Origin of the sequence: Pseudomonas sp. ATCC 43928, from assembly GCF_005938665.2 — a bacterium.
Lineage (GTDB): Bacteria > Pseudomonadota > Gammaproteobacteria > Pseudomonadales > Pseudomonadaceae > Aquipseudomonas.
This window is the reverse complement of record NZ_CP041753.1, coordinates 3742747-3766835: the sequence shown is the minus strand read 5'-3', so window position 1 is coordinate 3766835 and position 24089 is coordinate 3742747. Positions and strand designations below refer to the sequence as shown.

The following is a 24089-nucleotide window of genomic DNA, read 5'->3' as shown; positions in this document are numbered from 1 at the left end:
AGGTAAGCCAAAGGTAAATTGCCGGTAAAGGCGCTTTGCTTAATACCCGCCAGTGCTTATCGTTCAGCCTCCCGTAGAAAAAAAGCGCACGCGCCCAATGGTTGATCATTCCATGCAATCCTCCGCTTCCCGCAATCCTCGTCGCTGGCTGTTCGGCCTGCTTGTCCTGTTGGTCATCGTCGGCCTGTGCTGGAAGTTCTGGCCCGCTGGCAGCAGCCCGAAGGAGGGCGCAGGGCAGAAAGCCGTTGCCGGGCATACCGGTCGGTCGGGGGGGATGCGTCCGGGATTCGGCGGGGCGACGGGACCGGTTCCGGTGCGCGTGGCGCCGGTGGTCAAAGGCGATTTTCCGCTGTATTACAAGGCGCTGGGCACGGTCACGGCGCTGAACACCATCAATGTGCGCAGCCGCGTCGGTGGCGAACTGGTCAAGGTCTATTTCGAAGAAGGGCAGATGGTCAAGGCGGGTGACCTGCTCGCCGAGATCGATCCACGTCCTTATCAGAATGCCTTGCTCCAGGCCGAAGGCACCTTGCTGCAGAATCAGGCGCAATTGAAAAACGCCCAGGTCGACGTCGAGCGTTATCGTGGCCTGTACCGCGAAGACAGTATCGCCAAGCAAACCCTGGACACCGCCGAAGCGCTGGTCGCCCAGTATCAGGGTACGGTCAAGACCAATCAGGCGGCGGTCAACGACGCCAAGCTCAATCTGGAATTCACCAAGATCCGCGCTCCGATCACCGGGCGTGTGGGTCTGCGGCAGCTGGACGTCGGCAACCTTGTGGCGGCCAACGACACCACGGCGCTGGTGATCATCACCCAGACCCAACCGATCAGCGTGGCCTTTACCTTGCCGGAAAACAGCCTGGACACCGTGCTGACCCGCTATCGCACCGGCGCCAAGCTGCCCGCCGAAGCCTGGGACCGCGGCGACACCCAATTGCAGGCCACCGGCGTGTTGCAGAGCCTCGATAACCAGATCGACGTCACCACCGGCACCCTGAAATTCAAGGCCCGCTACGAGAACCGCGATCAAGCGCTGTTCCCCAATCAGTTCGTCAACGTGCACCTGCTGGCCGATACCCTTAAAGATGTGGTGCTTGCACCCTCGGCGGCGATCCAGTTCGGCACCAACGGCACATTCGTCTATGCGCTGGACGGCGACAAGAAGGTCACCATCCGCCAGTTGAAAGTCGGCGCCAGTGATGGGGAAAACACCGTGATCACTGAAGGCCTGGCCATCGGTGATCGGGTGGTGCTGGAAGGCACCGACCGCCTGAAGGACGGCAGTGAAGTGGAGGTGGTCAACGACAGCAAGGATGTACCGACCACTCCGACCGAACATCTGCAAGGCAAATCGGCGGCGACCCCAGGCGAGCCGGCGGCCACCGACAAGGCGAAAAAGGGCGGCGCATGAACATCTCGCGGCTGTTCATCCTTCGCCCGGTCGCCACGACCCTGAGCATGCTGGCCATTATTCTGGCCGGGGTGATCGCTTATCGGCTGCTGCCGGTGTCGGCATTGCCCCAGGTCGATTACCCGACCATCCGCGTCATGACGCTCTATCCCGGCGCCAGCCCTGATGTCATGACCAGCGCCGTGACTGCGCCGCTGGAACGTCAGTTCGGCCAGATGCCCGGCCTGACCCAGATGGCCTCGACCAGTTCCGGTGGTGCCTCGGTGCTGACCCTGCGGTTCAGCCTCGACATCAACATGGATGTCGCCGAGCAGCAGGTGCAGGCGGCGATCAACGCAGCGACCAATTTGCTGCCCAAGGATCTGCCCGCGCCGCCGGTGTACAACAAGGTCAACCCGGCGGATACCCCGGTGCTGACCCTGGCCATCACTTCCAAAACCATGCTGCTGCCCAAGCTCAATGACTTGGTCGACACCCGTATGGCGCAGAAAATTGCGCAGATCAGCGGCGTCGGCATGGTCACTATTGCCGGCGGTCAGCGTCAGGCGGTGCGGATCAAGGTCAACCCCGAGGCCCTGGCGGCCAACGGCCTGAACCTGTCGGACGTGCGCACCTTGATCGGTGCCTCCAACGTCAACCAGCCCAAAGGCAACTTCGACGGCCCGACCCGGGTGTCGATGCTCGACGCCAACGACCAGCTGACGTCGCCCAAGGACTACGCCAACCTGATTCTGGCCTATAAAAACGGCGCGCCGTTGCGGCTCAAGGACGTGGCGGAAATTGTCGATGGCGCCGAGAACGAACGCCTGGCGGCATGGGCCAATGAAAACCAGGCCGTGCTGCTGAACATCCAGCGTCAGCCCGGCGCCAACGTCATCGAGGTGGTCGACCGGATCAAGGCCTTGCTGCCGAGCATCACCGACAACCTGCCGGCCGGCCTCGACGTCACGGTGCTCACCGATCGCACACAAACCATCCGCGCCTCGGTCACCGACGTGCAACACGAACTGCTGATCGCCATCGCCCTGGTGGTGATGGTCACGTTCCTGTTCCTGCGACGGGCCAGTGCCACGATCATTCCGTCGGTGGCGGTGCCGCTGTCGTTGATCGGCACCTTCGGCGTGATGTACCTCGCCGGGTTTTCGGTCAACAACCTGACCCTGATGGCGCTGACCATCGCCACCGGTTTCGTGGTGGATGATGCGATCGTCATGCTGGAGAACATTTCCCGCTTCATCGAAGAGGGCGACAGCCCGCTGCAAGCGGCGCTCAAGGGCGCCAAGCAGATCGGCTTCACCCTGATTTCCCTGACGCTGTCGTTGATCGCGGTGCTGATTCCGTTGCTGTTCATGGCCGACGTGGTGGGGCGTTTGTTCCGCGAGTTCGCGATCACGTTGGCGGTGGCGATTCTGATTTCGCTGGTGGTGTCCCTGACCCTGACGCCGATGATGTGCGCGCGGTTGCTCAAGCGTGAGCCCAAGGAAAAGGATCAGGGCTGGTTCTACCGCTCCAGTGGCGCGACCATCGACTGGATGATCGCCGCCTACGGGCGCAAGTTGCAGTGGGTGCTCAAGCATCAGCCGCTGACCTTGCTGGTGGCCATCGGCACGCTGGCATTGACCGTATTCCTGTACATGGTGGTGCCCAAGGGCTTCTTCCCGGTGCAGGACACCGGGGTGATCCAGGGGATTTCCGAGGCGCCACAGTCGATTTCCTTCGCGGCGATGAGCGAGCGCCAGCAGGAATTGGCCAAGGTGATTCTGGCTGACCCTGCGGTCGAAAGCCTGTCGTCCTATATTGGCGTCGACGGTGATAACTCGACGCTCAATAGCGGCCGGTTATTGATCAACCTCAAGTCCCACAGCCACCGCAACCTGAGCGCCACCCAAGTCATTGCCCGCTTGCAACCGGAGCTGGACAAGCTGGTTGGCATTCGCCTGTTCATGCAGCCGGTGCAGGACCTGACCATCGAAGATCGGGTCAGCCGTACGCAGTACCAGTTCAGCATGTCGTCGCCGGATGCCGAGTTGCTTGGCTTGTGGAGCGGGCGTCTGGTCGAAGCCCTGGCGCAACGGCCGGAACTGACCGATGTCGCCAGCGATTTGCAGGACAAGGGTTTGCAGGTTTATCTGGTGATCGACCGCGATGCGGCGTCGCGGGTTGGCGTATCGGTATCGAACATCACCGACGCGCTCTACGACGCCTTCGGCCAGCGGCAGATTTCCACCATTTACACCCAGGCCAGCCAGTACCGCGTGGTGCTGCAATCGCAGTCCGGCGAGAAGATCGGCCCCGATGCGCTGAACCAGATTCACGTCAAGACCACCGATGGCGGGCAAGTGCGCCTGTCCAGCCTGGCGCATGTCGAGGAGCGTCAGGCGCAGCTGGCGATCACCCACATCGGCCAGTTCCCGGCGGTGATGATGTCGTTCAACCTGGCGCCCGGCGTGGCGTTGGGGCATGCGGTGCAGATCATCGATCAGGTGCAGAAAGACATCGGCATGCCGATTGGCGTGCAGACCCAGTTCCAGGGCGCGGCCGAAGCGTTCCAGGCGTCGCTGTCGAGCACCTTGCTGCTGATTCTGGCGGCGGTGGTGACCATGTACATCGTGCTCGGCGTGCTCTACGAGAGCTACATTCACCCGATCACCATCCTCTCGACCTTGCCCTCGGCGGCGGTCGGCGCCTTGCTGGCGCTGCTGTTGAGCGGTAATGACCTGGGGATGATCGCGATCATCGGCATCATCTTGCTGATCGGTATCGTGAAAAAGAACGCGATCATGATGATCGACTTCGCCCTCGAGGCTGAACGTAATCAGGGCATGGACCCGCAGGCTGCGATCTATCAGGCGGCGCTGTTGCGTTTCCGGCCGATTCTGATGACCACCCTGGCGGCATTGTTCGGCGCGGTGCCGCTGATGCTCGCCACCGGTTCTGGCGCGGAGTTGCGCCAGCCTCTGGGTCTGGTGATGGTCGGTGGCTTGCTGGTGAGTCAGGTGCTGACGCTGTTCACCACGCCTGTCATCTACTTGTACTTCGACCGCCTCGGGCGGCGCTGGGGCCGTAAGGCCCAGTCCGTGGACCCGGTAGAACAGCCATGAACCTGTCCGGACCTTTCATCAAGCGCCCGGTCGCGACGATGTTGCTGAGCCTGGCGATCATGTTGCTGGGCGGCGTGAGTTTCGGCCTGTTGCCGGTATCGCCGCTGCCGCAGATGGATTTCCCGGTGATCGTGGTCCAGGCGAGCCTGCCCGGTGCGAGCCCGGAGGTCATGGCCTCAACCGTGGCCACGCCGCTGGAGCGTTCCTTCGGTACCATCGCCGGGGTCAACACCATGAGCAGCCGTTCCAGCCAGGGCTCGACCCGGGTGATTCTGCAGTTCGACCTGGACCGCGACATCAACGGCGCGGCGCGGGAAGTGCAGGCGGCGATCAACGCCTCGCGCAACCTGCTGCCCAGCGGAATGCGCAGCATGCCGACCTACAAGAAGGTCAACCCATCGCAAGCGCCGATCATGGTGCTGTCGCTGACCTCGGATGTGCTGGAAAAAGGCCAGCTCTACGACTTGGCCTCGACCATTCTGTCCCAGAGCCTGTCCCAGGTGCAGGGCGTAGGTGAAGTGCAGATCGGCGGCAGTTCGTTGCCGGCGGTGCGCATCGAGCTCGAACCCCAGGCGCTCAACCAGTACGGCGTGGCACTGGACGATGTGCGCACCACCATCGCCAACGCCAACGTGCGCCGGCCCAAGGGCTCGGTCGAAGACGGCCAGCGGCTGTGGCAGGTCCAGGCCAACGATCAGCTGGAAAAGGCCAAGGATTACGAGTCGCTGATCATTCACTACGCAGACGGCGCAGCCCTGCGATTGAAGGATGTGGCCAAGGTCAGCGACAGCGTCGAGGACCGCTACAACAGCGGGTTCTTCAACGATGACGCGGCAGTGTTGCTGGTGATCAACCGCCAGGCCGGCGCCAACATCATCGAGACGGTCAACGAGATCAAGGCGCAGTTGCCGGCATTGCAGGCGGTGCTGCCGGCCAGCGTCAAGCTGAACCTGGCGATGGACCGTTCGCCGGTGATCAAGGCCACCCTGCACGAAGCGGAAATGACTCTGCTGATTGCCGTGGCGCTGGTGATTCTGGTGGTGTTCCTGTTCCTCGGTAACTTTCGCGCCTCTTTGATTCCGACCCTGGCGGTGCCGGTGTCACTGGTGGGCACGTTTGCCGTGATGTACCTCTACGGCTTCTCCCTGAACAACCTGTCGCTGATGGCGCTGATTCTGGCCACCGGGCTGGTGGTGGACGATGCCATCGTGGTGCTGGAGAACATTTCCCGGCACATCGACAAGGGCGTACCGCCGATGAAGGCCGCGTACCTCGGGGCGCAGGAAGTCGGCTTCACGCTGCTGTCGATGAACGTCTCGCTGGTGGCGGTGTTCCTGTCGATCCTGTTCATGGGCGGGATCATCGAAAGCCTGTTCCGCGAGTTTTCCATCACCCTGGCGGCGGCCATCGTGGTGTCGCTGCTGGTGTCGCTGACGCTGACGCCAATGCTTTGTGCGCGCTGGCTGAAGCCGCATACGCCGGGGCAGGAAAACCGTTTGCAACGCTGGAGCCAGCGGGCCAATGAGTGGATGGTCGGCAAATACGCCACCAGCCTCGACTGGGTGCTGCGTCATCGCCGACTGACCTTGCTCAGTCTGTTCGTGACGATTGGCGTAAACATTGCGCTGTATGTTGTTGTTCCTAAAACCTTTCTTCCCCAGCAAGACACCGGCCAGCTGATCGGTTTCGTGCGTGGCGATAATGGCCTGTCGTTCAGCGTGATGCAGCCGAAGATGGAAACCTTCCGCCGCGCCGTGCTCAAGGACGACGCGGTGCAAAGCGTTGCAGGGTTCATCGGTGGCAACAATGGCACCAATAACGCGTTCATGCTGGTGCGGCTCAAGCCGATCAAGGAACGCAACCTGTCCGCGCAGAAAGTCATCGAGCGTTTGCGCAAGGAAATGCCCAAGGTGCCCGGTGCGCAATTGATGCTGATGGCTGACCAGGACCTGCAATTCGGCGGCGGTCGCGAGCAAACCACCTCGCAGTACTCCTACATCCTGCAAAGTGGCGATCTCGGTGCGTTACGCGAGTGGTATCCGAAAGTTGTTGCCGCCTTCAAGGCCCTGCCTGAGCTGACAGCGATTGACGCCCGCGAAGGCCGTGGCGCCCAGCAAGTGACGCTGATCGTCGATCGCGACCAGGCCAAGCGGCTGGGCGTGGACATGAACATGGTCACGGCGGTGCTGAACAACGCCTATAGCCAGCGGCAGATTTCGACGATCTACGACAGCCTCAACCAGTATCAGGTGGTGATGGAGGTCAATCCGAAATACGCCCAGGACCCGGTCACCCTGAACCAGGTCAAAGTGATCACTGCCGACGGCGCGCGAATTCCGTTGTCGACCATCGCCCACTATGAGAGCAGCCTGGAAAACGACCGGGTCAGCCACGAAGGCCAGTTCGCTTCGGAAAGCATCGCCTTCGACATGGCCGAAGGGGTGACGGTGGAGCAGGGCTCGGCGGCCATCGAGCGGGCGATTGCCAAGGTCGGCCTGCCGGAAGACGTGATCGCGAAAATGGCCGGCACCGCCGACGCCTTCGCCGCCGCACAGAAGAGCCAGCCGTGGATGATTCTCGGCGCGCTGGTCGCGGTGTATCTGGTGCTGGGTGTGCTGTATGAAAGCTACATTCATCCGCTGACCATTCTTTCGACCTTGCCATCGGCCGGGGTCGGCGCGCTGCTGTCGATCTATGTGCTGGGCGGTGAGTTCAGCCTGATCTCCTTGTTGGGGCTGTTCCTGTTGATTGGTGTAGTGAAGAAAAACGCCATTCTGATGATCGACCTGGCGCTGCAACTGGAACGGCACCAAGGCCTGGAGCCGCTGGAATCGATCCGCAGCGCCTGCCTGCAACGGCTGCGACCGATTCTGATGACCACCCTGGCGGCGATCCTCGGTGCCTTGCCGCTGCTGCTGAGCCGCGCCGAAGGGGCGGAAATGCGTCAGCCGCTGGGCCTGACCATCATCGGCGGGCTGGTCTTCAGCCAGGTGCTGACCCTTTACACCACCCCGGTGGTTTACCTCTATCTCGACAAACTGCGCCATCGTTTCAACCGCTGGCGTGGGGTGCGTACCGATGCTGCTCTGGAAACTCCGCTATGACTGACCGTTCGCTTCTCAACCTGGCTGCACCGCTGATCACGGCCCGAGGCTCGCGTTTGCTGAGCCTGTCGCTGTGCGTGGCGATGCTCAGCGCCTGCGCCATCGGCCCGGATTACCAGCGCCCGCAAGCCGCCGCACCTGCGCAGTACAAAGAGGCGGCCGGCTGGCGTCAGGCCAACCCCAGCGATTCGTTGGCGCGTGGTGCCTGGTGGGAGCTGTATGGCGATCAGCAGCTCAACGGCCTGATCGAAAAGCTCAACAGCGCCAATCAGACCGTTGCCCAGTCCGAGGCCCAGTACCGTCAGGCCCAGGCCTTGGTGCGCAGTGCCCGTGGGGCGTTTTTTCCGACGGTGGACCTGACCGTCAGCAAGAACCGCTCCAGCCAGGGCACCGGCAGCAGCAGTTCGAGCCTGAGCAGTTCGTCCAGCGGCATCCGTGACACTTACTCGGCACAGGCCGGGGTCAGTTGGGAAGCCGATATCTGGGGCAAATTGCGTCGAGGCCTGGAAGCCGACACGGCCAACGCCCAGGCGAGTTTTGCCGACCTGGCGGCGATGCGCCTGAGCCAGCAATCGGAGCTGGTGCAGAACTACCTGCAATTGCGGGTGATCGATGAGCAGAAACGCCTGCTGGAAGCGACAGTCGAGGCCTATCAGCGCTCGCTGAAAATGACCGAAAACCAGTACCGCGCCGGAGTTTCCGGCAAGGATGCGGTGGCCCAGGCCACCACTCAGCTCAAAACCACCCAGGCGGAGATGGTCGACCTGATCTGGCAGCGCGCGCAGTTCGAGAACGCCATCGCCGTGCTGATCGGCCTGCCACCGGCCGAATTCAGCCTGGCCGAAACCAAAGACATCCCGGCGTTGCCCCAAGTGCCGCTGAGCCTGCCTTCACAGTTGCTGGAACGCCGTCCGGACATCGCCTCCGCCGAACGCTCGGTGATGGCCGCCAACGCCAACATCGGCGTGGCGAAGGCGGCCTACTACCCGGACCTGACCCTGAGCATGAACGGCGGCTATAGCAGTAGCACTTACGCCAATTGGATCAGCCTGCCGAACCGTTTCTGGTCGGTCGGCCCACAGCTGGCCATGACCCTGTTCGACGGTGGCCAGCGCTCGGCGGAAGTCGATCGCAGTGAAGCGGCCTACGACGAGACTGTCGCCAAATATCGCCAGACCGTGCTCGATGGTTTTCGCGAGGTAGAAAATTACCTGGTGCAGCTCAAGGTGCTGGAAGACGAAGCGGTCGTGCGCCAGGAAGCTCTGGATGCGGCGCGCGAATCCCTTCGCTTGACCCAGAATCAGTACAAGGCCGGGTTGATTGCCTATCTGGATGTGGTGGTGGTTCAGGCCACGGCGCTGAGTAACGAGCGCAACGTGTTGAGCTTGCTGCAGAGCCGGCTGATTGCCAGCGTGCAGTTGATTGCCGCGCTGGGCGGTGGGTGGGATGGGCAGCTTCAGGTGAGTGACAAGCAATAACCCCATTCTGTGTGGCGAGGGAGCTTGCTCCCGCTCGGCTGCGAAGCAGTCGCAAACCGATTGATGCGTTTTGACTGAATGTACGCGTGAGCATCTTTGGGACGGCTTCGCCGTCCAGCGGGAGCAAGCTCCCTCGCCACAATGATCTTGATGGCTTTTTGATTACTTTGTGAGTGCGTTCGTCCGCGGAATCAGTACAATCGCCGGCTTTGCTCCCCCGAGAACAAACACAGTATGGCGGGGGCTGTTGCGAGAAATCCCATGCTCATTGGTAGTTATTCCCTTACGCTGGTTTTCATATCGCTGTGCGTGGCGATACTGGCCTCTTATACCGCGCTTGACCTCACCGGACGCATCGCCACGGCCAAGGGCCGAGCGGTGCATTTATGGACGGCGGGCGGCGCTTTTGCGATGGGCATCGGCGTGTGGTCGATGCATTTCATCGGCATGCTTGCGTTCACATTGCCGATCGACCTGGGCTACGACACCACCCTCACGGCACTGTCGCTGTTGATCGCGGTGCTGTCTTGCGGCTTTGCCCTTTGGCTGGTCAGTCAGCCACGGCTGCCGGCCTGGCAACTGGCGTTCGGCGCGCTGGTCATGGGCGCGGGTATCAGCGCCATGCATTACACCGGCATGGCCGCCATGCGCATGCAGCCGGGCATCGATTACGACCCGACTCTGTTTGGCGCGTCGCTGCTGATTGCCGTCGGCGCGTCGGGCGCGGCGTTATGGATCGCTTTCCGCCTGCGCCAGCACACGCCGCATGTTCGCCTGTTTCGTGCAGGTGCTGCAGTCATCATGGGCATTGCCATCGTCGGCATGCACTACACCGGCATGGCCGCGGCGCGCTTTGCCGACGGCAGTTTCTGTGGTGCGGCGGTCAGCGGCTTGAACGGCAAGGGGCTGGACAGCCTGGTGCTGATCACCACCTTGGCGATATTGAGCATCGCCTTGCTGACGTCGATCCTCGATGCCCGCCTGGAGGCTCGCACCGCGGACCTCGCCCACTCGCTGACCGTGGCCAACCGTGAACTCACTCAACTGGCCTTGCACGACACCCTGACCGGTTTGCCCAACCGCATGTTGCTGGCCGACCGTATCGATCAGGCCATATCGAAAGTGCAGGAGCAGGGCAGCTGTTTTGCGTTGATGTTCATTGATCTGGACGGCTTCAAACCGGTCAACGATGCGTTCGGCCATCACATGGGCGACCAGCTATTGCGTGAAGTTGCACTGCGCCTGCGCGAAGACCTGCGTAGCCAGGACACCCTGGCGCGGATCGGCGGCGACGAGTTCGTGTTGCTGGTGCGCCTGAACGAGCCGAACGATGCGCTGAGCCTGGCGGAGCGTCAGGTCGGGTTGATTGCGCGCTCGTTCCGGGTCGCCGAACATGACTTGCAGATTTCCGCCAGTGTCGGCATCGCGCTCTATCCGGGCAACGGTCAGACGGCCGATGAGTTGCTGATGAACGCCGATGCCGCGATGTACCACGCCAAAGGCGCCGGGAAAAACGGTCATCGCTTCTTCGACGCCTCGATGAACAGCAACGCGCGCAAACAGCTGCAATTGCTCCAGGACTTGCGCAGTGCCGTCGATCAGCAACAGTTCAAACTTTATTACCAGCCCAAATTCGACGCCGGTCATGGCCGACCAGTGGGCGCCGAGGCGTTGCTGCGCTGGGAGCATCCGACCCTGGGCCTGCTGCAGCCGGACACGTTCATTGACCTTGCGGAGAAGACCGGGCTGATCATTCCGATTGGCGAGTGGGTGCTCAACGAGGCCTGTCGGCAGATGCGCGAGTGGTACGTGCTCGGTTACACCGATTGGCGTATCGCGGTGAACCTCTCGGCCTTGCAATTCTGCCACGCGGGGCTGGTGCAGAGCGTTGCCAAAGCCCTGGCCACCCATCATTTGCCGGCCAACAGCCTGACCCTGGAAATCACCGAAACCACCGCCATGAGCGACGCCGATGCGAGCATGACGGTGTTGCAGGAGCTGTCGGAAATGGGCGTCGACCTGTCCATCGATGACTTCGGTACCGGCTATTCGAGCTTGATGTACCTCAAGCGCCTGCCGGCCAATGAACTGAAGATCGACCGGGGTTTCGTCCGCGATCTGGAGCACGACAGCGACGACGCGGCCATTGTCTCGGCCATCGTCGCCCTCGGCCAGGCGCTGGGCCTGCGGATCGTCGCCGAAGGGGTGGAAACCGGCGTCCAGCAAGACTTCCTGACCCAGCTGGGCTGCGACTCGTTGCAGGGCTACCTGCTCGGGCATCCGCTGCCGGCCGATCGCTTCATGGTCGACATTCACCGAGCGGAACAGGTTGGGGACGTCGTACCTGTAGCAGCTGCCGAGCCTGCGAGGCTGCGTTCGGCGGCGAAGCCGTCGTAAACCCTACATGCAAGGTTGTACCGACACACCGCGATAGCCCATTTCACGACGGCTTCGCCGCCGAACGCAGCCTCGCAGGCTCGGCAGCTGCTACAAGATGTACCATGCCCCTTGATGTGGACCCATGCAAAACCCGCCAATGGCGGTTATTCTTGGCCCCGACTGCTTACGCTAGGAACGGGGGAAAGCCAGCATGGACAAAGTTATCGTCATCACCGGCGGCAGCCGTGGAATCGGCGCCGCCACGGCCCTGTTGGCCGCCGAACAAGGTTATCGGATCTGCATCAATTATCAGTCCGACGAACAGGCGGCGCTCAGTGTGCTGGAGCAAGTCCGCGCACGCGGTGCCCAAGCCATCGCCGTGCGTGCCGACGTCAGCATCGAAGACGAAGTGATCGCTCTGTTTCATCGGGTGGACACCGAACTGGGTCGGGTCACCGCGCTGGTGAACAACGCAGGCACCGTCGGGCAAAAGTCGCGGATCGACGAAATGTCGGAATTCCGCATTCTGAAAATCCTCAAGACCAACGTCCTGGCGCCGATCCTCTGCGCCAAACACGCGATTTTGCGCATGTCGCCCAAACACGGCGGGCAGGGCGGCAGCATCGTCAACGTCTCCTCGGTCGCCTCGCGTTTGGGTTCACCCAACGAGTACGTGGATTACGCCGCGTCCAAGGGGGCGCTGGACACCTTCACCATCGGCCTGTCCAAGGAAGTGGCGGGCGAGGGGATTCGCGTCAATGCGGTGCGTCCGGGTTACATCTACACCGATTTCCATGCATTGAGCGGCGATCCGGACCGGGTCAGCAAGCTGGAATCGGCGATTCCGATGGCCCGCGGTGGGCGGCCGGATGAAGTGGCGGAGGCGATTGTGTGGTTGTTGTCGGATAAGGCGTCGTATGCGACCGGGACTTTCGTCGATCTTGGTGGTGGACGGTAAAGATCAGAAGCAAGATCAAAAGATCGCAGCCTTCGGCAGCTCCCACGCGCCTGTGGGCGCCGCGATCTTTTGCTGTTAAAAGGACCTGACAATCCGCCCCAACGTCTCCATCGCCTTCTCCGAATCCTCGGTCCACGGGCTGCCATAATTCAACCGAATACAATTCCTGAACCGCTGGGTCGGTGAAAAAATCGGCCCCGGTGCAATGCTGATCCCCTGCGCCAATGCCATCTGAAACAACTTCAACGAATCCATCTGCGGTGGCAGTTCCAGCCACAGGAAGTAACCGCCGGCCGGTTGGCTGACGCGGGTCTGGGCCGGGAAGTAGCGGGCGATGGCGGCGAGCATCGCACTTTGCTGTTCTTCCAGGGCGTAACGCAGTTTGCGCAGGTGCCGGTCGTAGCCGCCGTGTTGCAGGTAATCGGCGATGGCGGCCTGGGCGGGCATTGAAGCGCACAGCGAGGTCATGAGTTTCAGCCGTTCGATTTTCTGCGCATAGCGCCCGGCGGCGACCCAGCCGATGCGGTAGCCGGGGGCCAGGCTCTTGGCGAACGAACCGCAATGCATCACCAGCCCTTCGGTGTCGAACGCCTTGGCCGGTTTCGGCGCCTGTTGGCCGTAATAGAGCTCGGCGTAAACGTCATCCTCGATCAGCGGCACCTGATGGCTGCGCAACAACTCCACCAGTTCCTGTTTCTTCGCCTCGGGCATGGTCGCGCCCATGGGGTTCTGGAAACTGGTCATGCACCAACAGGCCTTGATCGGGTGCCGTTCCAGGGTCTGGGCGAGTACGCCGAGGTCGATGCCGTCTCGCGGGTGGACGGGGATTTCCACGGCTTTGAGCTTCAGCCGTTCCAGCACTTGCAGGCTGGCGTAAAACGCCGGGGCTTCGATGGCCACCAGATCGCCAGGCTCGGTGACGGCTTGCAGGCACAGGTTCAGCGCTTCCAGCGCACCGTTGGTGATCAGCAGTTCCTCCATCGGCAGCATCAGCCCGCCGACCATGTAGCGCAGGGCGATTTGCCGACGCAGTTGCGGGTTGCCCGGCGACATGTCGGTGACCACCATGCGCGGGTCCATCTCCCGGGAAGCACTGGCCAGCGAGCGGGACAAGCGCTGCAGCGGGAATAGCGTGGGGCTGGGGAAGGCCGAGCCGAAGGGCACGGTGGTGGGGTCCTTGATCGAGTCCAGCACTGAGAACACCAGTTCGCTGACGTCGACTTCGGTGGACTCGTTGACCTGGCTGCTGATCACCGGCTCCGAGAACGGGCTTGGTGCATGCGCATTGACGAAGTAGCCGGAACGCGGTCGCGCGCGGATCAGGCCGCGACGTTCGAGCAGGTAATAGGCCTGGAACACTGTGGACGGGCTGACGCCGTAGGTCTGGCTGGCGTAGCGCACCGACGGCACCCGATGGCCGGGGCCAAGTACGCCGGAGCGGATCAGTTCAGCGATGTCGTCGGCGAATTTTTCGTAGCGTTTCATCGAGTGCCCGGTTTTAAGTTATTCAGTGGGTGCGCTGTTGTGGCGAGGGAGCTTGCTCCCGCTCGGCTGCGTAGCAGTCGTAGATTTTCAGGGGCGCTTCGCGCCCCAGCGGGAGCAAGCTCCCTCGCCACAGAGGACCGCATCCGACAAAGGATTGCATCTTAAAGGCTCAGCGGTTCATCGGTGCAACAAACCGGCTCTTGGCCACGCTATAGATACCCGGCTCATCGTTGTCGACAATCTTGAAACTGATCGTCTGCGAGCTGCTGCTCGGCCGTTCCGTGGTCATCGCCACCGACACCGGTACATCGACTATTTCACCGGGGGCCAGGCTCAGTTCGGTCTTGCCTTGCAACTGGAAGCCGTCGTCGTCGACCAGTGTCAGACGGTACTCCTGACGTTGCTGGGTCTTGTTGATGACCTTCAGGCTGTAGATGTTTTCGATCTGGCCTTCGCTGTTCTCGCGGAACAGGCCACGGTCCTTGCTCACGTCCAGCGACACCATCGGCCGCTCCACCAAGGCCAGGGCGAAGGCGCCGATCATCACCAGCAGCACCGCGGTGTAACCGATCAGACGCGGGCGCAGCAGGTGGGTCTTGCCACCCTGCAATTGATGCTCCGAGGTGTAGCTGATCAGCCCTCGGGCGTAGCCCATTTTGTCCATGATCGAATCACAGGCGTCGATGCATGCGGCGCAACCGATGCATTCCATCTGCAAGCCATCGCGGATGTCGATGCCGGTCGGGCAAACCTGGACGCACACCTGACAGTCGATGCAATCACCCAGGCCGACCTCGGCGGGTTTCACTTCACGTTTGCGCGGGCCACGGTTTTCGCCGCGAGCCACGTCGTAGGAAATGGTCAGGGTGTCCTTGTCGAACATCACGCTCTGGAACCGTGCGTATGGACACATGTGCATGCACACGGCTTCACGTAGCCAGCCGGCGTTGATGTAAGTGGCACCGGTGAAAAACAGCACCCAGAACAGGCTGACACCGCCGATTTGCAAAGTCAGCAGTTCTTCGGCCAGGGGCCGGATCGGTGTGAAGTAGCCGACAAAGGTCAGGCCGGTGAGCAGGCTGATCGCCAGCCACAAGGTGTGTTTGGCCGAGCGGCGGAGCAGTTTGTTCAGGCTCCAGGGCGCGGCTTGCAGCTTGATCCGCTGGTTGCGCTCGCCTTCGGTGATCTTCTCGCACCACATGAAGATCCAGGTCCAGGAGCTCTGCGGGCAGGTGTAACCGCACCAGACCCGGCCTGCGAACACGGTGATCGCAAACAGACCGAAGGCGGCGATGATCAGCAGCGCCGACAGCAGGATGAAATCCTGGGGCCAGAAGGTCGCGCCGAAGATGTGGAATTTGCTTTCGGACAGGTCCCAGAGCACCGCCTGGCGGCCGCCCCAGTTCAGCCACACCGTGCCGAAGAACAGTAGAAACAGAAACCCCGCGCCGCTCATGCGCAGGGTGCGGAACAGGCCGGTGAAGCTGCGGGTGTGGATCAGGTTGTCACTGGACTTGGCCTTCATCTTTGGACGCGAAGGCTCATTGTTTTTTATAAACGAGGCAGGTTCAACGGTTCGGACGGGGATTCTATCGCTCATGGTCTTTCGCTCATCAGCCTCCATCAGGCCTGAGCACTATGACCAGCGATCTGTTTGCATAACAGACTCAGCTAACGCAATAAAAAGCGGATCAGATGGGCTGCCCACACCCGCCTGCGACAACTTGATGCACCCGCAAGGGCGGGCTGCAAGTACCTATGTCAGGCGCTGGTGGGGTGTGTTGATGCCGGTCAGTCAAATCACCGAATCACTGTTCGTGGCCTTCAAATGCCGGCGACCGTCCACGGCGCCTGCTACGGTCAATGCGTCGGCTTCTGCTTCGGTGATGTAGAAGCGCTGGCCGTCGAGTTCTACTGCCGACATGGATTTTTCCTCGTCAGTGATTATGGTGATATCAGGGCAAAGGCGAATTTCTTCGCCGTTTTCGGTGATGAAGAAGCAGGTCTGGTTGTCGATGCGCACGGTCATGGAGGAGGCCTTTTTGCGGATTCATTAAGTGTTAGGGCGCATTTGCCGGTGATTGTTCTGTGCAACCGATAGATGGCGTGAGTCGTGCTTAAGTTGGTTGACCCGTGCCCGGGGGATTGATTCCTCGAAGGACCTGGCAAATCCCTCTGAACTTTGCCGGCGCCTGTGGCTCGGAACTTATGTGTGTTCATACCCTTGAGTTCATCTCGGGGCAGATCGCTTCGTGTGAGTGATGACCAGGCACAAGAGCGTCCTTGGGGCGTAAGGAGAGATGCTCGATGACCGCTGAAAAAACCACAGAACTGAGCTACAACCCGCATATACCGCTGTCCCAGGCGTTGCTGCTGCCGCGTATCGTGATCGAAAACACCATGCCGACCCTCGATGGCGGGCAATTTGCCGTTAAAGCCGTGGTCGATCAGGACGTGGTGGTGACCAGCAAAGTGTTTGCCGACGGTCATGACAAACTGGCCGTGCGCATCCGTTGGCGTGCCGAAGGCGACGACACCTGGCAGAGCGAGGTGATGGCCGAGTTGGGCAATAACGGCTGGCAGGGCCAGTTCCGTGTCAAGAAGCAGGGCCGCTATGCGTTCTGTATCGAAGCCTGGATCGATCAGTACGCCAGTTTTTGTTATGAGCTGAAAAAGAAGCACGGGGCCTGCATGTCGGTCAGCCTGGAATTGCAGGAAGGGCGCCTGCACGTCAAGCAGGCAGCGGAACGCAGTGAAGGCCTCCTCAGCGAGCAGCTGGCGGCGTTGCACCATGAGTTGTCCGGTCTGCTCGAAACCGAGCAGGTTGCCTTGTTTCTGCACCAACGCAGCGCGGACTTGATGGCCCAGGCCGATCATCGTCCCTTCGTGAGTCTGAGTCCTGAATTTCCGGTGGACGTGGAGCGGGAGTTGGCGCAGTTCGCCAGTTGGTATGAATTGTTCCCACGCTCGATCACGGATGATCCGGCCCGTCATGGCACCTTTAATGACGTGCATACGCGGCTGGCGATGATTCAGGACATGGGCTTCGACGTGCTGTACTTCACGCCGATCCACCCGATCGGCCGCAGCTATCGCAAAGGCCCGAACAACTCGTTGACCGCCGGCCCCGACGACCCGGGCAGTCCTTACGCCATCGGCAGCGAAGAAGGCGGGCATGAGGCGATTCACTCGGAACTGGGCAGCCGCGAAGACTTTCGCCGGCTCGTCGCGGCGGCCGCCGAACATGGGCTGGAAGTGGCCCTCGACTTTGCGATTCAGTGTTCCCAGGATCACCCTTGGCTCAAAGAGCATCCGGGCTGGTTCAACTGGCGCCCGGACGGCACGATCAAATACGCCGAGAACCCGCCGAAGAAATATCAGGACATCGTCAACGTCGATTTCTATGCCGTGGATGCGATTCCCAGCCTGTGGGTTGAATTGCGGGACATCGTGGTGGGCTGGGTCGAAGAGGGCGTGAAGCTGTTTCGCGTTGATAACCCCCACACCAAACCGTTGCCGTTCTGGCAGTGGTTGATCGCCGATGTGCGGGCGCTGTACCCCGAGGTGATTTTTCTGGCGGAAGCCTTTACCACGCCGGCGATGATGGCGCGCCTGGGCAAGGTCGGTTACTCCCAGAGCTACACCTATTTCACCTGGCGCAACACCAAGACCGAACTGGCGACTTATTTCACCGAACTCAACGAGTCGCCATGGCGTGAATGCTACCGGCCGAATTTTTTCGTCAATACGCCGGACATCAACCCGGCATTCCTGCATGACTCCGGGCGCCCGGGTTTTCTGATTCGCGCGGCGCTTGCGACCATGGGTTCCGGGTTATGGGGCATGTATTCGGGCTTCGAGCTGTGTGAAGCGGCGCCGGTGCCGGGCAAGGAGGAGTACCTCAATTCCGAGAAGTACGAGATCCGCCCGCGGGACTTCAACGCGCCGGGCAACATCATTGCCGAAATCGCCCAGCTCAACCGCATCCGCCGGCAGAACCCGGCGCTGCACACGCATCTGGGCCTGAAGGTCTACAACGCCTGGAACGACAACATTCTGTATTTCGGCAAGCGCAGTGAGGATGGCAGCAATTTCATTCTGGTGGCCGTCAGCCTCGATCCGAATAACGCCCAGGAAGCGAATTTTGAATTGCCGCTGTGGGAAATGGGCCTGCCCGACGATGCCAGCACCCAAGGCGAAGACTTGATGAACGGTCACCGCTGGACCTGGCACGGCAAGTACCAGTTCATGCGGATCGAACCGTGGCATCTGCCGTTCGGGATTTGGCGGATTTCGACTCCTTGAATCCATCGCGCTTCCCTGTGGCGAGGGAGCTTGCTCCCGCTCGGCTGCGAAGCCGTCGTAAACCCGGTGAGCGCGGTGGAGCGGATGAACTGCAATGGGGTTGCTGCGCAACCCAGCGGGAGCAAGCTCCCTCGCCACAAAGAGCCACTCCGGGAACCATGAGTATTTCGCCTTAGTGGCTTTACAGTATTAAACAGGAGTTTCAAATGGCGAAGAAACCCAGGTCAGCCACCTTCATCAAAGACCCGCTCTGGTACAAGGATGCGGTGATCTACCAGGTTCACGTTAAGTCTTTTTTCGACTCCAACAATGACGGGATCGGCGACTTTCCCGGCCTTATCGCCAAACTCGATTACATTGCCGATCTGGGCGTCAACACCATCTGGCTGTTGCCGTTCTACCCCTCGCCACGACGCGACGATGGCTACGACATCGCCGAGTACCGTGGCGTGCACCCCGACTACGGCACCCTGGCCGATGCCAAACGCTTCATTTCCGAAGCCCATAAACGCGGTCTGCGGGTGATCACCGAACTGGTCATCAACCACACCTCGGACCAGCACGCCTGGTTCCAGCGCGCGCGCAAGGCCAAACCCGGCTCGGCGGCCCGCGACTTTTACGTCTGGTCCGATAACGATCAGAAATACGACGGCACCCGCATCATCTTCCTCGACACCGAAAAGTCCAACTGGACCTGGGACCCGGTGGCCGGTCAGTACTTCTGGCACCGCTTCTATTCCCACCAGCCGGACCTGAATTTCGACAACCCGCAAGTGATGAAAGCGGTGCTGTCGGTGATGCGCTACTGGCTCGACATGGGCATCGACGGCCTGCGGCTGGACGCGATCCCGTACCTGATCGAGCGCGACGGCACCAACAACGAAAACCTCCCCGAGACCCACGACGTCCTCAAGCAGATCCGCGCCGAGATCGACGCCAATTACCCCGATCGCATGCTGCTGGCCGAGGCCAATCAGTGGCCGGAAGACACTCAGCTGTATTTTGGTAACACCGACGCCAAAGGCCAGAACGGCGACGAATGCCACATGGCGTTTCACTTCCCGCTGATGCCGCGCATGTACATGGCGCTGGCCCAGGAAGATCGTTTCCCGATCACCGACATTCTGCGCCAGACTCCGGAAATCCCTGCCAACTGCCAGTGGGCGATTTTCCTGCGCAACCACGATGAATTGACCCTGGAAATGGTCACCGACAAGGAGCGCGATTACCTGTGGAACTACTACGCGGCCGACCGTCGGGCGCGGATCAACCTGGGGATTCGCCGGCGTCTGGCGCCGTTGATGGAACGCGATCGTCGTCGCGTGGAGCTGCTCAACAGTCTGTTGCTGTCGATGCCCGGCACGCCGACCCTGTATTACGGCGATGAAATCGGCATGGGTGACAACATCTACCTCGGCGACCGCGACGGTGTGCGCACGCCGATGCAGTGGTCGATCGACCGTAACGGCGGCTTCTCCCGCGCCGACCCGGCCAGTCTGGTGTTGCCGCCGATCATGGACCCGCAGTATGGCTATCTGTCGGTCAACGTCGAAACCCAGGCCGGCGACCCTCATTCATTGTTGAACTGGACCCGGCGCATGCTCGCGATACGCAAGCAGTCCAAGGCCTTCGGTCGCGGCACGCTGAAGATGCTGTCGCCGAGCAATCGCCGGATCCTGGCTTACACCCGTGAGTTCACCGGCGCGGACGGCAAGCACGAGATCATTCTGTGCGTGGCCAACGTGTCCCGCAGCGCGCAAGCGGCGGAGCTGGATTTGTCGGCGTATGTCGGCATGGTCCCGGTGGAGATGCTCGGCGGCAACGCGTTCCCGCCCATCGGTCAGTTGAATTTCCTGCTGACGCTGGCGCCTTACGGGTTCTACTGGTTCGGCCTGGCGGCGGAAAATCAGATGCCGAGTTGGCACGTGGAGCCGGCGCAAAGCCTGCCGGACTTCACCACGCTGGTGCTGAAGAATCGTATGGAAGAGCTGCTTGAAGCACCGTCCCGCGCCACGCTGGAGCAGGCCATTCTGCCGAGCTGGCTGCAGAATCGCCGCTGGTATGCCGGCAAGGACGGCACCATCGACAGCGTCAACCTCGCTTACGGCGTGCGCTTCGGCGACCCGCAGCATCCGGTGCTGTTGAGTGAAATCGACGTCACCAGCGCTGGCCAGACCAGCCGCTATCAGTTGCCATTCGGCTTTATTTCCGAGGAGCAGGTTGGCGCGGCTTTGCCGCAGCAATTGGCGCTGGCCAGGGTCCGTCGCGGTCGTCAGGTCGGCCTGATCACCGACGCCTTCAGCCTCGACAGCTTTGTTCATGCAGTGTTGCAGGGCATGCAGGCCAGTACGGTGTTGCCCTCGGACGGTGGCGAGATCCGTTTCGAGCCTACTGATGAATTGGCCAAACTGGGGCTGAGTGCCGAGTCGCAGGTGCGTTACCTGTCTGCCGAGCAATCCAACAGTTCGGTGGTGATCGGCGCCAGCCTGGTGCTGAAGTTAATCCGCAAGGTCGCGTCAGGGGTGCACCCGGAACTGGAAATGAGCGCGTACCTGACCCATGCCGGTTTCAAAAATATTTCGCCGCTGTTGGGAGCGGTGATTCGTCGCGATGCGGCGGGCGAGGACACGCTGTTGATGATCGCCCAAGGTTACTTGAGCAATCAGGGCGACGCGTGGGAATGGACCCAGAACAACCTCGAACGGGCGCTTCGTGACGAGCTCGCCGATGCCGTGTCCGAGCAGGAGCAGCACTACAACGCCCTCGGCGAGTTGAAGGATTTTGCCGGCATGCTCGGCCAGCGTCTGGGGGAAATGCATCAGGTGCTGGCGACCCCGAGCGTCAACCCGGACTTTGCCCCACAAATCATGAGCCAGAAAGATGCCCTGGCTTCGGCCAAGGACGTGGCGGCGCAGCTGGAGCATGCACTGAAGCTGCTCAAGCAACATCAATCCGAACTGAGCGCGACGGACCAGACATTGGTCAGCCGCTTGCTGGACAACAAAAAAGCCATCCTCGGACATATCCAGGAGCTGGGCAAAAAGGCCGCTGGCGGCTTGCGTATCCGCGTCCATGGTGACTTGCACCTGGGGCAAGTGCTGGTGATCAAGGGCGATGCCTACCTGATCGATTTTGAGGGTGAACCCGCGCGGCCGCTGCATGAGCGCCGTGGCAAACACAGCCCCTATAAAGACGTCAGCGGGGTGTTGCGCTCCTTCGATTATGCCGCGGCGATGGCGATCAACGTGCACAACGTCGATAACACGGCGGATGCTCAGGCGGCGCGTCAAAGGGTTGCCGAGCGTTATTTAAGAGAGGCGCGACAATCATTTGTCGACGCTTATCGGCTGGCGGCAGCTAGTCTTGCTCATGCATGGCAAGATCCTGAAGGCGAGGATGCTGCGCTGGCGTTGTTCGGTCTGGAGAAGGCGGCTTACGAAGTGGCCTATGAGGCTGAAAACCGCCCCACTTGGCTACCGGTGCCGTTGCACGGTTTATATGGATTATTGAGTGGGCTTAAACCCTTTTCCGATCTTGGTGGAGAGTAGTCATGAGTTTCTCGAACAAGGAACAGGGGCACGTTAAAGAGGCGCTGCTGCCCAAAGCGCGGGATATCGACGCATTGGTACGCGCCGAACATCAGGATCCCTTCGCAATTCTCGGCCCGCACAGCGATGGCGCTGGCGGGCAATTCATTCGGGCGTATCTGCCGGATGCCTTGAGTGTGCAAGTGGTGGACAAGGCCTCCGGAGAAGAACTCGGCAGCCTTGAGGCGACCCAGACGCCGGGGTTGTTCGTCGGGCACTTCGAGCGGGCACAGCCTTATCTGCTGCGAACCCGTTGGGCCGGCGGTGAGCAACTCGCCGAAGACCCTTACAGCTTTGGCCCGTTACTCGGCGAGATGGACTTGTACCTGTTCGCCGAGGGCAATCACCGGGATCTGAGCAGTTGCCTCGGCGCGCAGTTGAAGACGGTCGATGGCGTGGAGGGTGTGCGCTTCGCCGTGTGGGCGCCGAACGCCAGAAGGGTCTCGGTGGTCGGCGATTTTAACGTCTGGGACGGTCGTCGGCATCCGATGCGCCTGCGCCATCCCACTGGGGTCTGGGAGTTGTTCATCCCGCGCCTGCAAGCGGGGGAGGCCTACAAATACGAAATCCTCGGCGCCCACGGCATTCTGCCGCTCAAGGCCGACCCGGTGGCCCTGGCCACAGCGCTGCCGCCAGACACCGCGTCGAAAGTCGCTTCGCCGCTGCAAGTCGACTGGCAGGATCAGGACTGGATGCAGTCGCGGGGCGAGCGTCAGCGAACCAGTGCACCGCTGTCGATCTATGAGTTGCATGCCGGTTCCTGGCAATGCGAGCTGGATGACCTGGGCGAAGTCGCCCGTCAGTACACCTGGCCCGAGTTGGCCGAGCGGCTGATTCCGTACGTCAAAGAGCTGGGTTTCACCCACATCGAACTGATGCCGATCATGGAACATCCATTCGGTGGCTCCTGGGGTTATCAATTGTTGTCGCAGTTTGCCCCGAGCGCCCGTTACGGCTCGCCGGATGAGTTCGCCGCTTTCGTCAACGCGTGTCACCAGGCCGAAATCGGCGTGATCCTTGATTGGGTGCCGGCGCATTTCCCGACCGATGTCCATGGCCTGGCGCAGTTCGACGGCACCGCGCTGTACGAATACGGCAACCCGATGGAGGGCTTTCACCAGGACTGGGACACGCTGATCTACAACCTGGGCCGCACCGAGGTGCACGGCTACATGCTGGCGTCGGCGCTGCACTGGCTCAAGCATTTCCATGTCGATGGACTGCGGGTCGACGCAGTGGCGTCGATGCTGTATCGCGATTACTCGCGCAAGGCCGGCGAATGGGTGCCCAACCGTCACGGCGGTCGGGAAAACCTGGAAGCCATCGATTTCCTGCGTCATCTCAACGACGTAGTGGCGCTGGAAGCACCGGGCGCACTGGTGATTGCCGAGGAATCCACCGCGTGGCCGGGTGTCAGCCAGAGCACACAACAGGGCGGGCTGGGTTTTGCCTATAAGTGGAACATGGGCTGGATGCATGATTCGCTGCATTACATTCAGCAGGATCCGGTGTACCGCGCCCATCATCACAACGAACTGAGTTTCGGCTTGGTGTATGCCTGGTCCGAGCGTTTCATCCTGCCGATTTCCCACGACGAAGTGGTACACGGCAAGCATTCGCTGATCGACAAAATGCCCGGCGACCGTTGGCAGAAGTTTGCCAACCTGCGGGCTTACCTGAGTTTCATGTGGACCCATCCCGGCAAGAAGCTGTTGTTCATGGGCTGCGAGTTCGGCCAGTGGCGCGAATGGAATCACGATCAGCAGCTGGACTGGTACTTGCTGCAATACCCGGAACACCAGGGTGTGCGCAAGCTGGTCGGCGACTTGAATCGGTTGTATCGCGAAGAGCCTGCCCTGCACGATCAGGACGATGTACCGCAGGGCTTCCAGTGGTTGATCGGCGACGACGCGATCAACAGCGTTTATGCCTGGCTACGCTGGAGCAAGGAGGGCAGGCCGGTATTGGTGGTGGCCAACTTCACCCCGGTGCCGCGTCAGTCCTACCGCGTCGGCGTGCCGTTTGCCGGGCGCTGGGTCGAGTTGATCAACAGCGACGCCGACACCTATGCCGGGTCCAATTACGGTAACGGTGGCGGGGTGTTCACCGAGGAAGAACCGAGCCATGGGCAGGCACTTTCCCTGGTGTTGAATTTGCCGCCGTTGGCGGTGTTGATTCTGCGACCGGAGGGTTGATCGAAAAGATCGCCGGCTTCGCCGGCTCCTACAGGATCGGGTCGCCCCAGGTGGGCGGGACAACGTTGAACCGTAGGAGCTGC

General features: G+C 61.2%; 12 protein-coding genes. 9 read left to right on the top strand and 3 right to left on the bottom strand.

Annotated features, from left to right (window positions below; genetic code table 11):
- The first annotated feature begins 97 nt into the window (after window positions 1-97).
- The 6 genes from FFH90_RS17105 to FFH90_RS17080 all read left to right on the top strand — a co-directional run bounded on the left by FFH90_RS17105 (window position 98) and on the right by FFH90_RS17080 (window position 12434).
- A complete protein-coding gene (locus FFH90_RS17105; protein WP_019020895.1) occupies window positions 98-1414 on the top strand; it encodes an MdtA/MuxA family multidrug efflux RND transporter periplasmic adaptor subunit in 1317 nt (438 codons plus the stop codon).
- Window positions 1411-4515: an MdtB/MuxB family multidrug efflux RND transporter permease subunit gene (locus FFH90_RS17100; RefSeq protein WP_138867702.1), complete on the top strand. Its 3105-nt coding sequence runs from the start codon at window positions 1411-1413 to the stop codon at window positions 4513-4515. Before FFH90_RS17105 ends, FFH90_RS17100 begins: the two co-directional genes overlap by 4 nt.
- Window positions 4512-7619: an efflux RND transporter permease subunit gene (locus FFH90_RS17095; RefSeq protein ID WP_019650008.1), complete on the top strand. Its 3108-nt coding sequence runs from the start codon at window positions 4512-4514 to the stop codon at window positions 7617-7619. Before FFH90_RS17100 ends, FFH90_RS17095 begins: the two co-directional genes overlap by 4 nt.
- Window positions 7616-9097, top strand: coding sequence for an efflux transporter outer membrane subunit (locus tag FFH90_RS17090; RefSeq protein ID WP_111453564.1), 1482 nt, complete (start codon window positions 7616-7618; stop codon window positions 9095-9097). Before FFH90_RS17095 ends, FFH90_RS17090 begins: the two co-directional genes overlap by 4 nt.
- A 261-nt stretch (window positions 9098-9358) precedes the next feature.
- On the top strand, window positions 9359-11494 hold the full coding sequence (locus FFH90_RS17085; protein WP_138867701.1) for a bifunctional diguanylate cyclase/phosphodiesterase: 2136 nt from the start codon (window positions 9359-9361) through the stop codon (window positions 11492-11494).
- 193 nt (window positions 11495-11687) lie between these two features.
- Window positions 11688-12434 (top strand): SDR family oxidoreductase, encoded by a 747-nt coding sequence (locus FFH90_RS17080; RefSeq protein WP_018926135.1) that lies wholly within the window; start codon window positions 11688-11690, stop codon window positions 12432-12434.
- A gap of 75 nt (window positions 12435-12509) precedes the next feature.
- Here the strand turns inward: FFH90_RS17080 and mapR are convergent, their stop codons facing one another.
- The 3 genes from mapR to FFH90_RS17065 all read right to left on the bottom strand — a co-directional run bounded on the left by mapR (window position 12510) and on the right by FFH90_RS17065 (window position 15948).
- Entirely contained in the window at window positions 12510-13919 is a 1410-nt protein-coding gene (gene mapR / locus FFH90_RS17075; RefSeq protein ID WP_018926134.1) for a GntR family transcriptional regulator MpaR, read from the bottom strand.
- A gap of 169 nt (window positions 13920-14088) precedes the next feature.
- Complete coding sequence (gene ccoG / locus FFH90_RS17070; RefSeq protein WP_138867654.1) at window positions 14089-15519, bottom strand: cytochrome c oxidase accessory protein CcoG; 1431 nt, start codon at window positions 15517-15519, stop codon at window positions 14089-14091.
- A gap of 195 nt (window positions 15520-15714) precedes the next feature.
- Window positions 15715-15948 (bottom strand): DUF3203 family protein, encoded by a 234-nt coding sequence (locus tag FFH90_RS17065; protein ID WP_018926132.1) that lies wholly within the window; start codon window positions 15946-15948, stop codon window positions 15715-15717.
- Window positions 15949-16226: 278 nt separating this feature from the next.
- Here FFH90_RS17065 and FFH90_RS17060 point away from each other — a divergent pair, with 278 nt between their 5' ends.
- From FFH90_RS17060 to glgB, 3 genes are all read left to right on the top strand, one after another.
- Entirely contained in the window at window positions 16227-18224 is a 1998-nt protein-coding gene (locus FFH90_RS17060; protein ID WP_138867653.1) for an alpha-1,4-glucan--maltose-1-phosphate maltosyltransferase, read from the top strand.
- Between the two features lie 206 nt (window positions 18225-18430).
- Window positions 18431-21772 (top strand): maltose alpha-D-glucosyltransferase, encoded by a 3342-nt coding sequence (gene treS / locus FFH90_RS17050; protein ID WP_138867652.1) that lies wholly within the window; start codon window positions 18431-18433, stop codon window positions 21770-21772.
- A 2-nt stretch (window positions 21773-21774) separates the two neighbouring features.
- On the top strand, window positions 21775-24006 hold the full coding sequence (gene glgB, locus FFH90_RS17045) for a 1,4-alpha-glucan branching protein GlgB (RefSeq protein ID WP_138867651.1): 2232 nt from the start codon (window positions 21775-21777) through the stop codon (window positions 24004-24006).
- The last annotated feature ends 83 nt before the right edge of the window (window positions 24007-24089 follow it).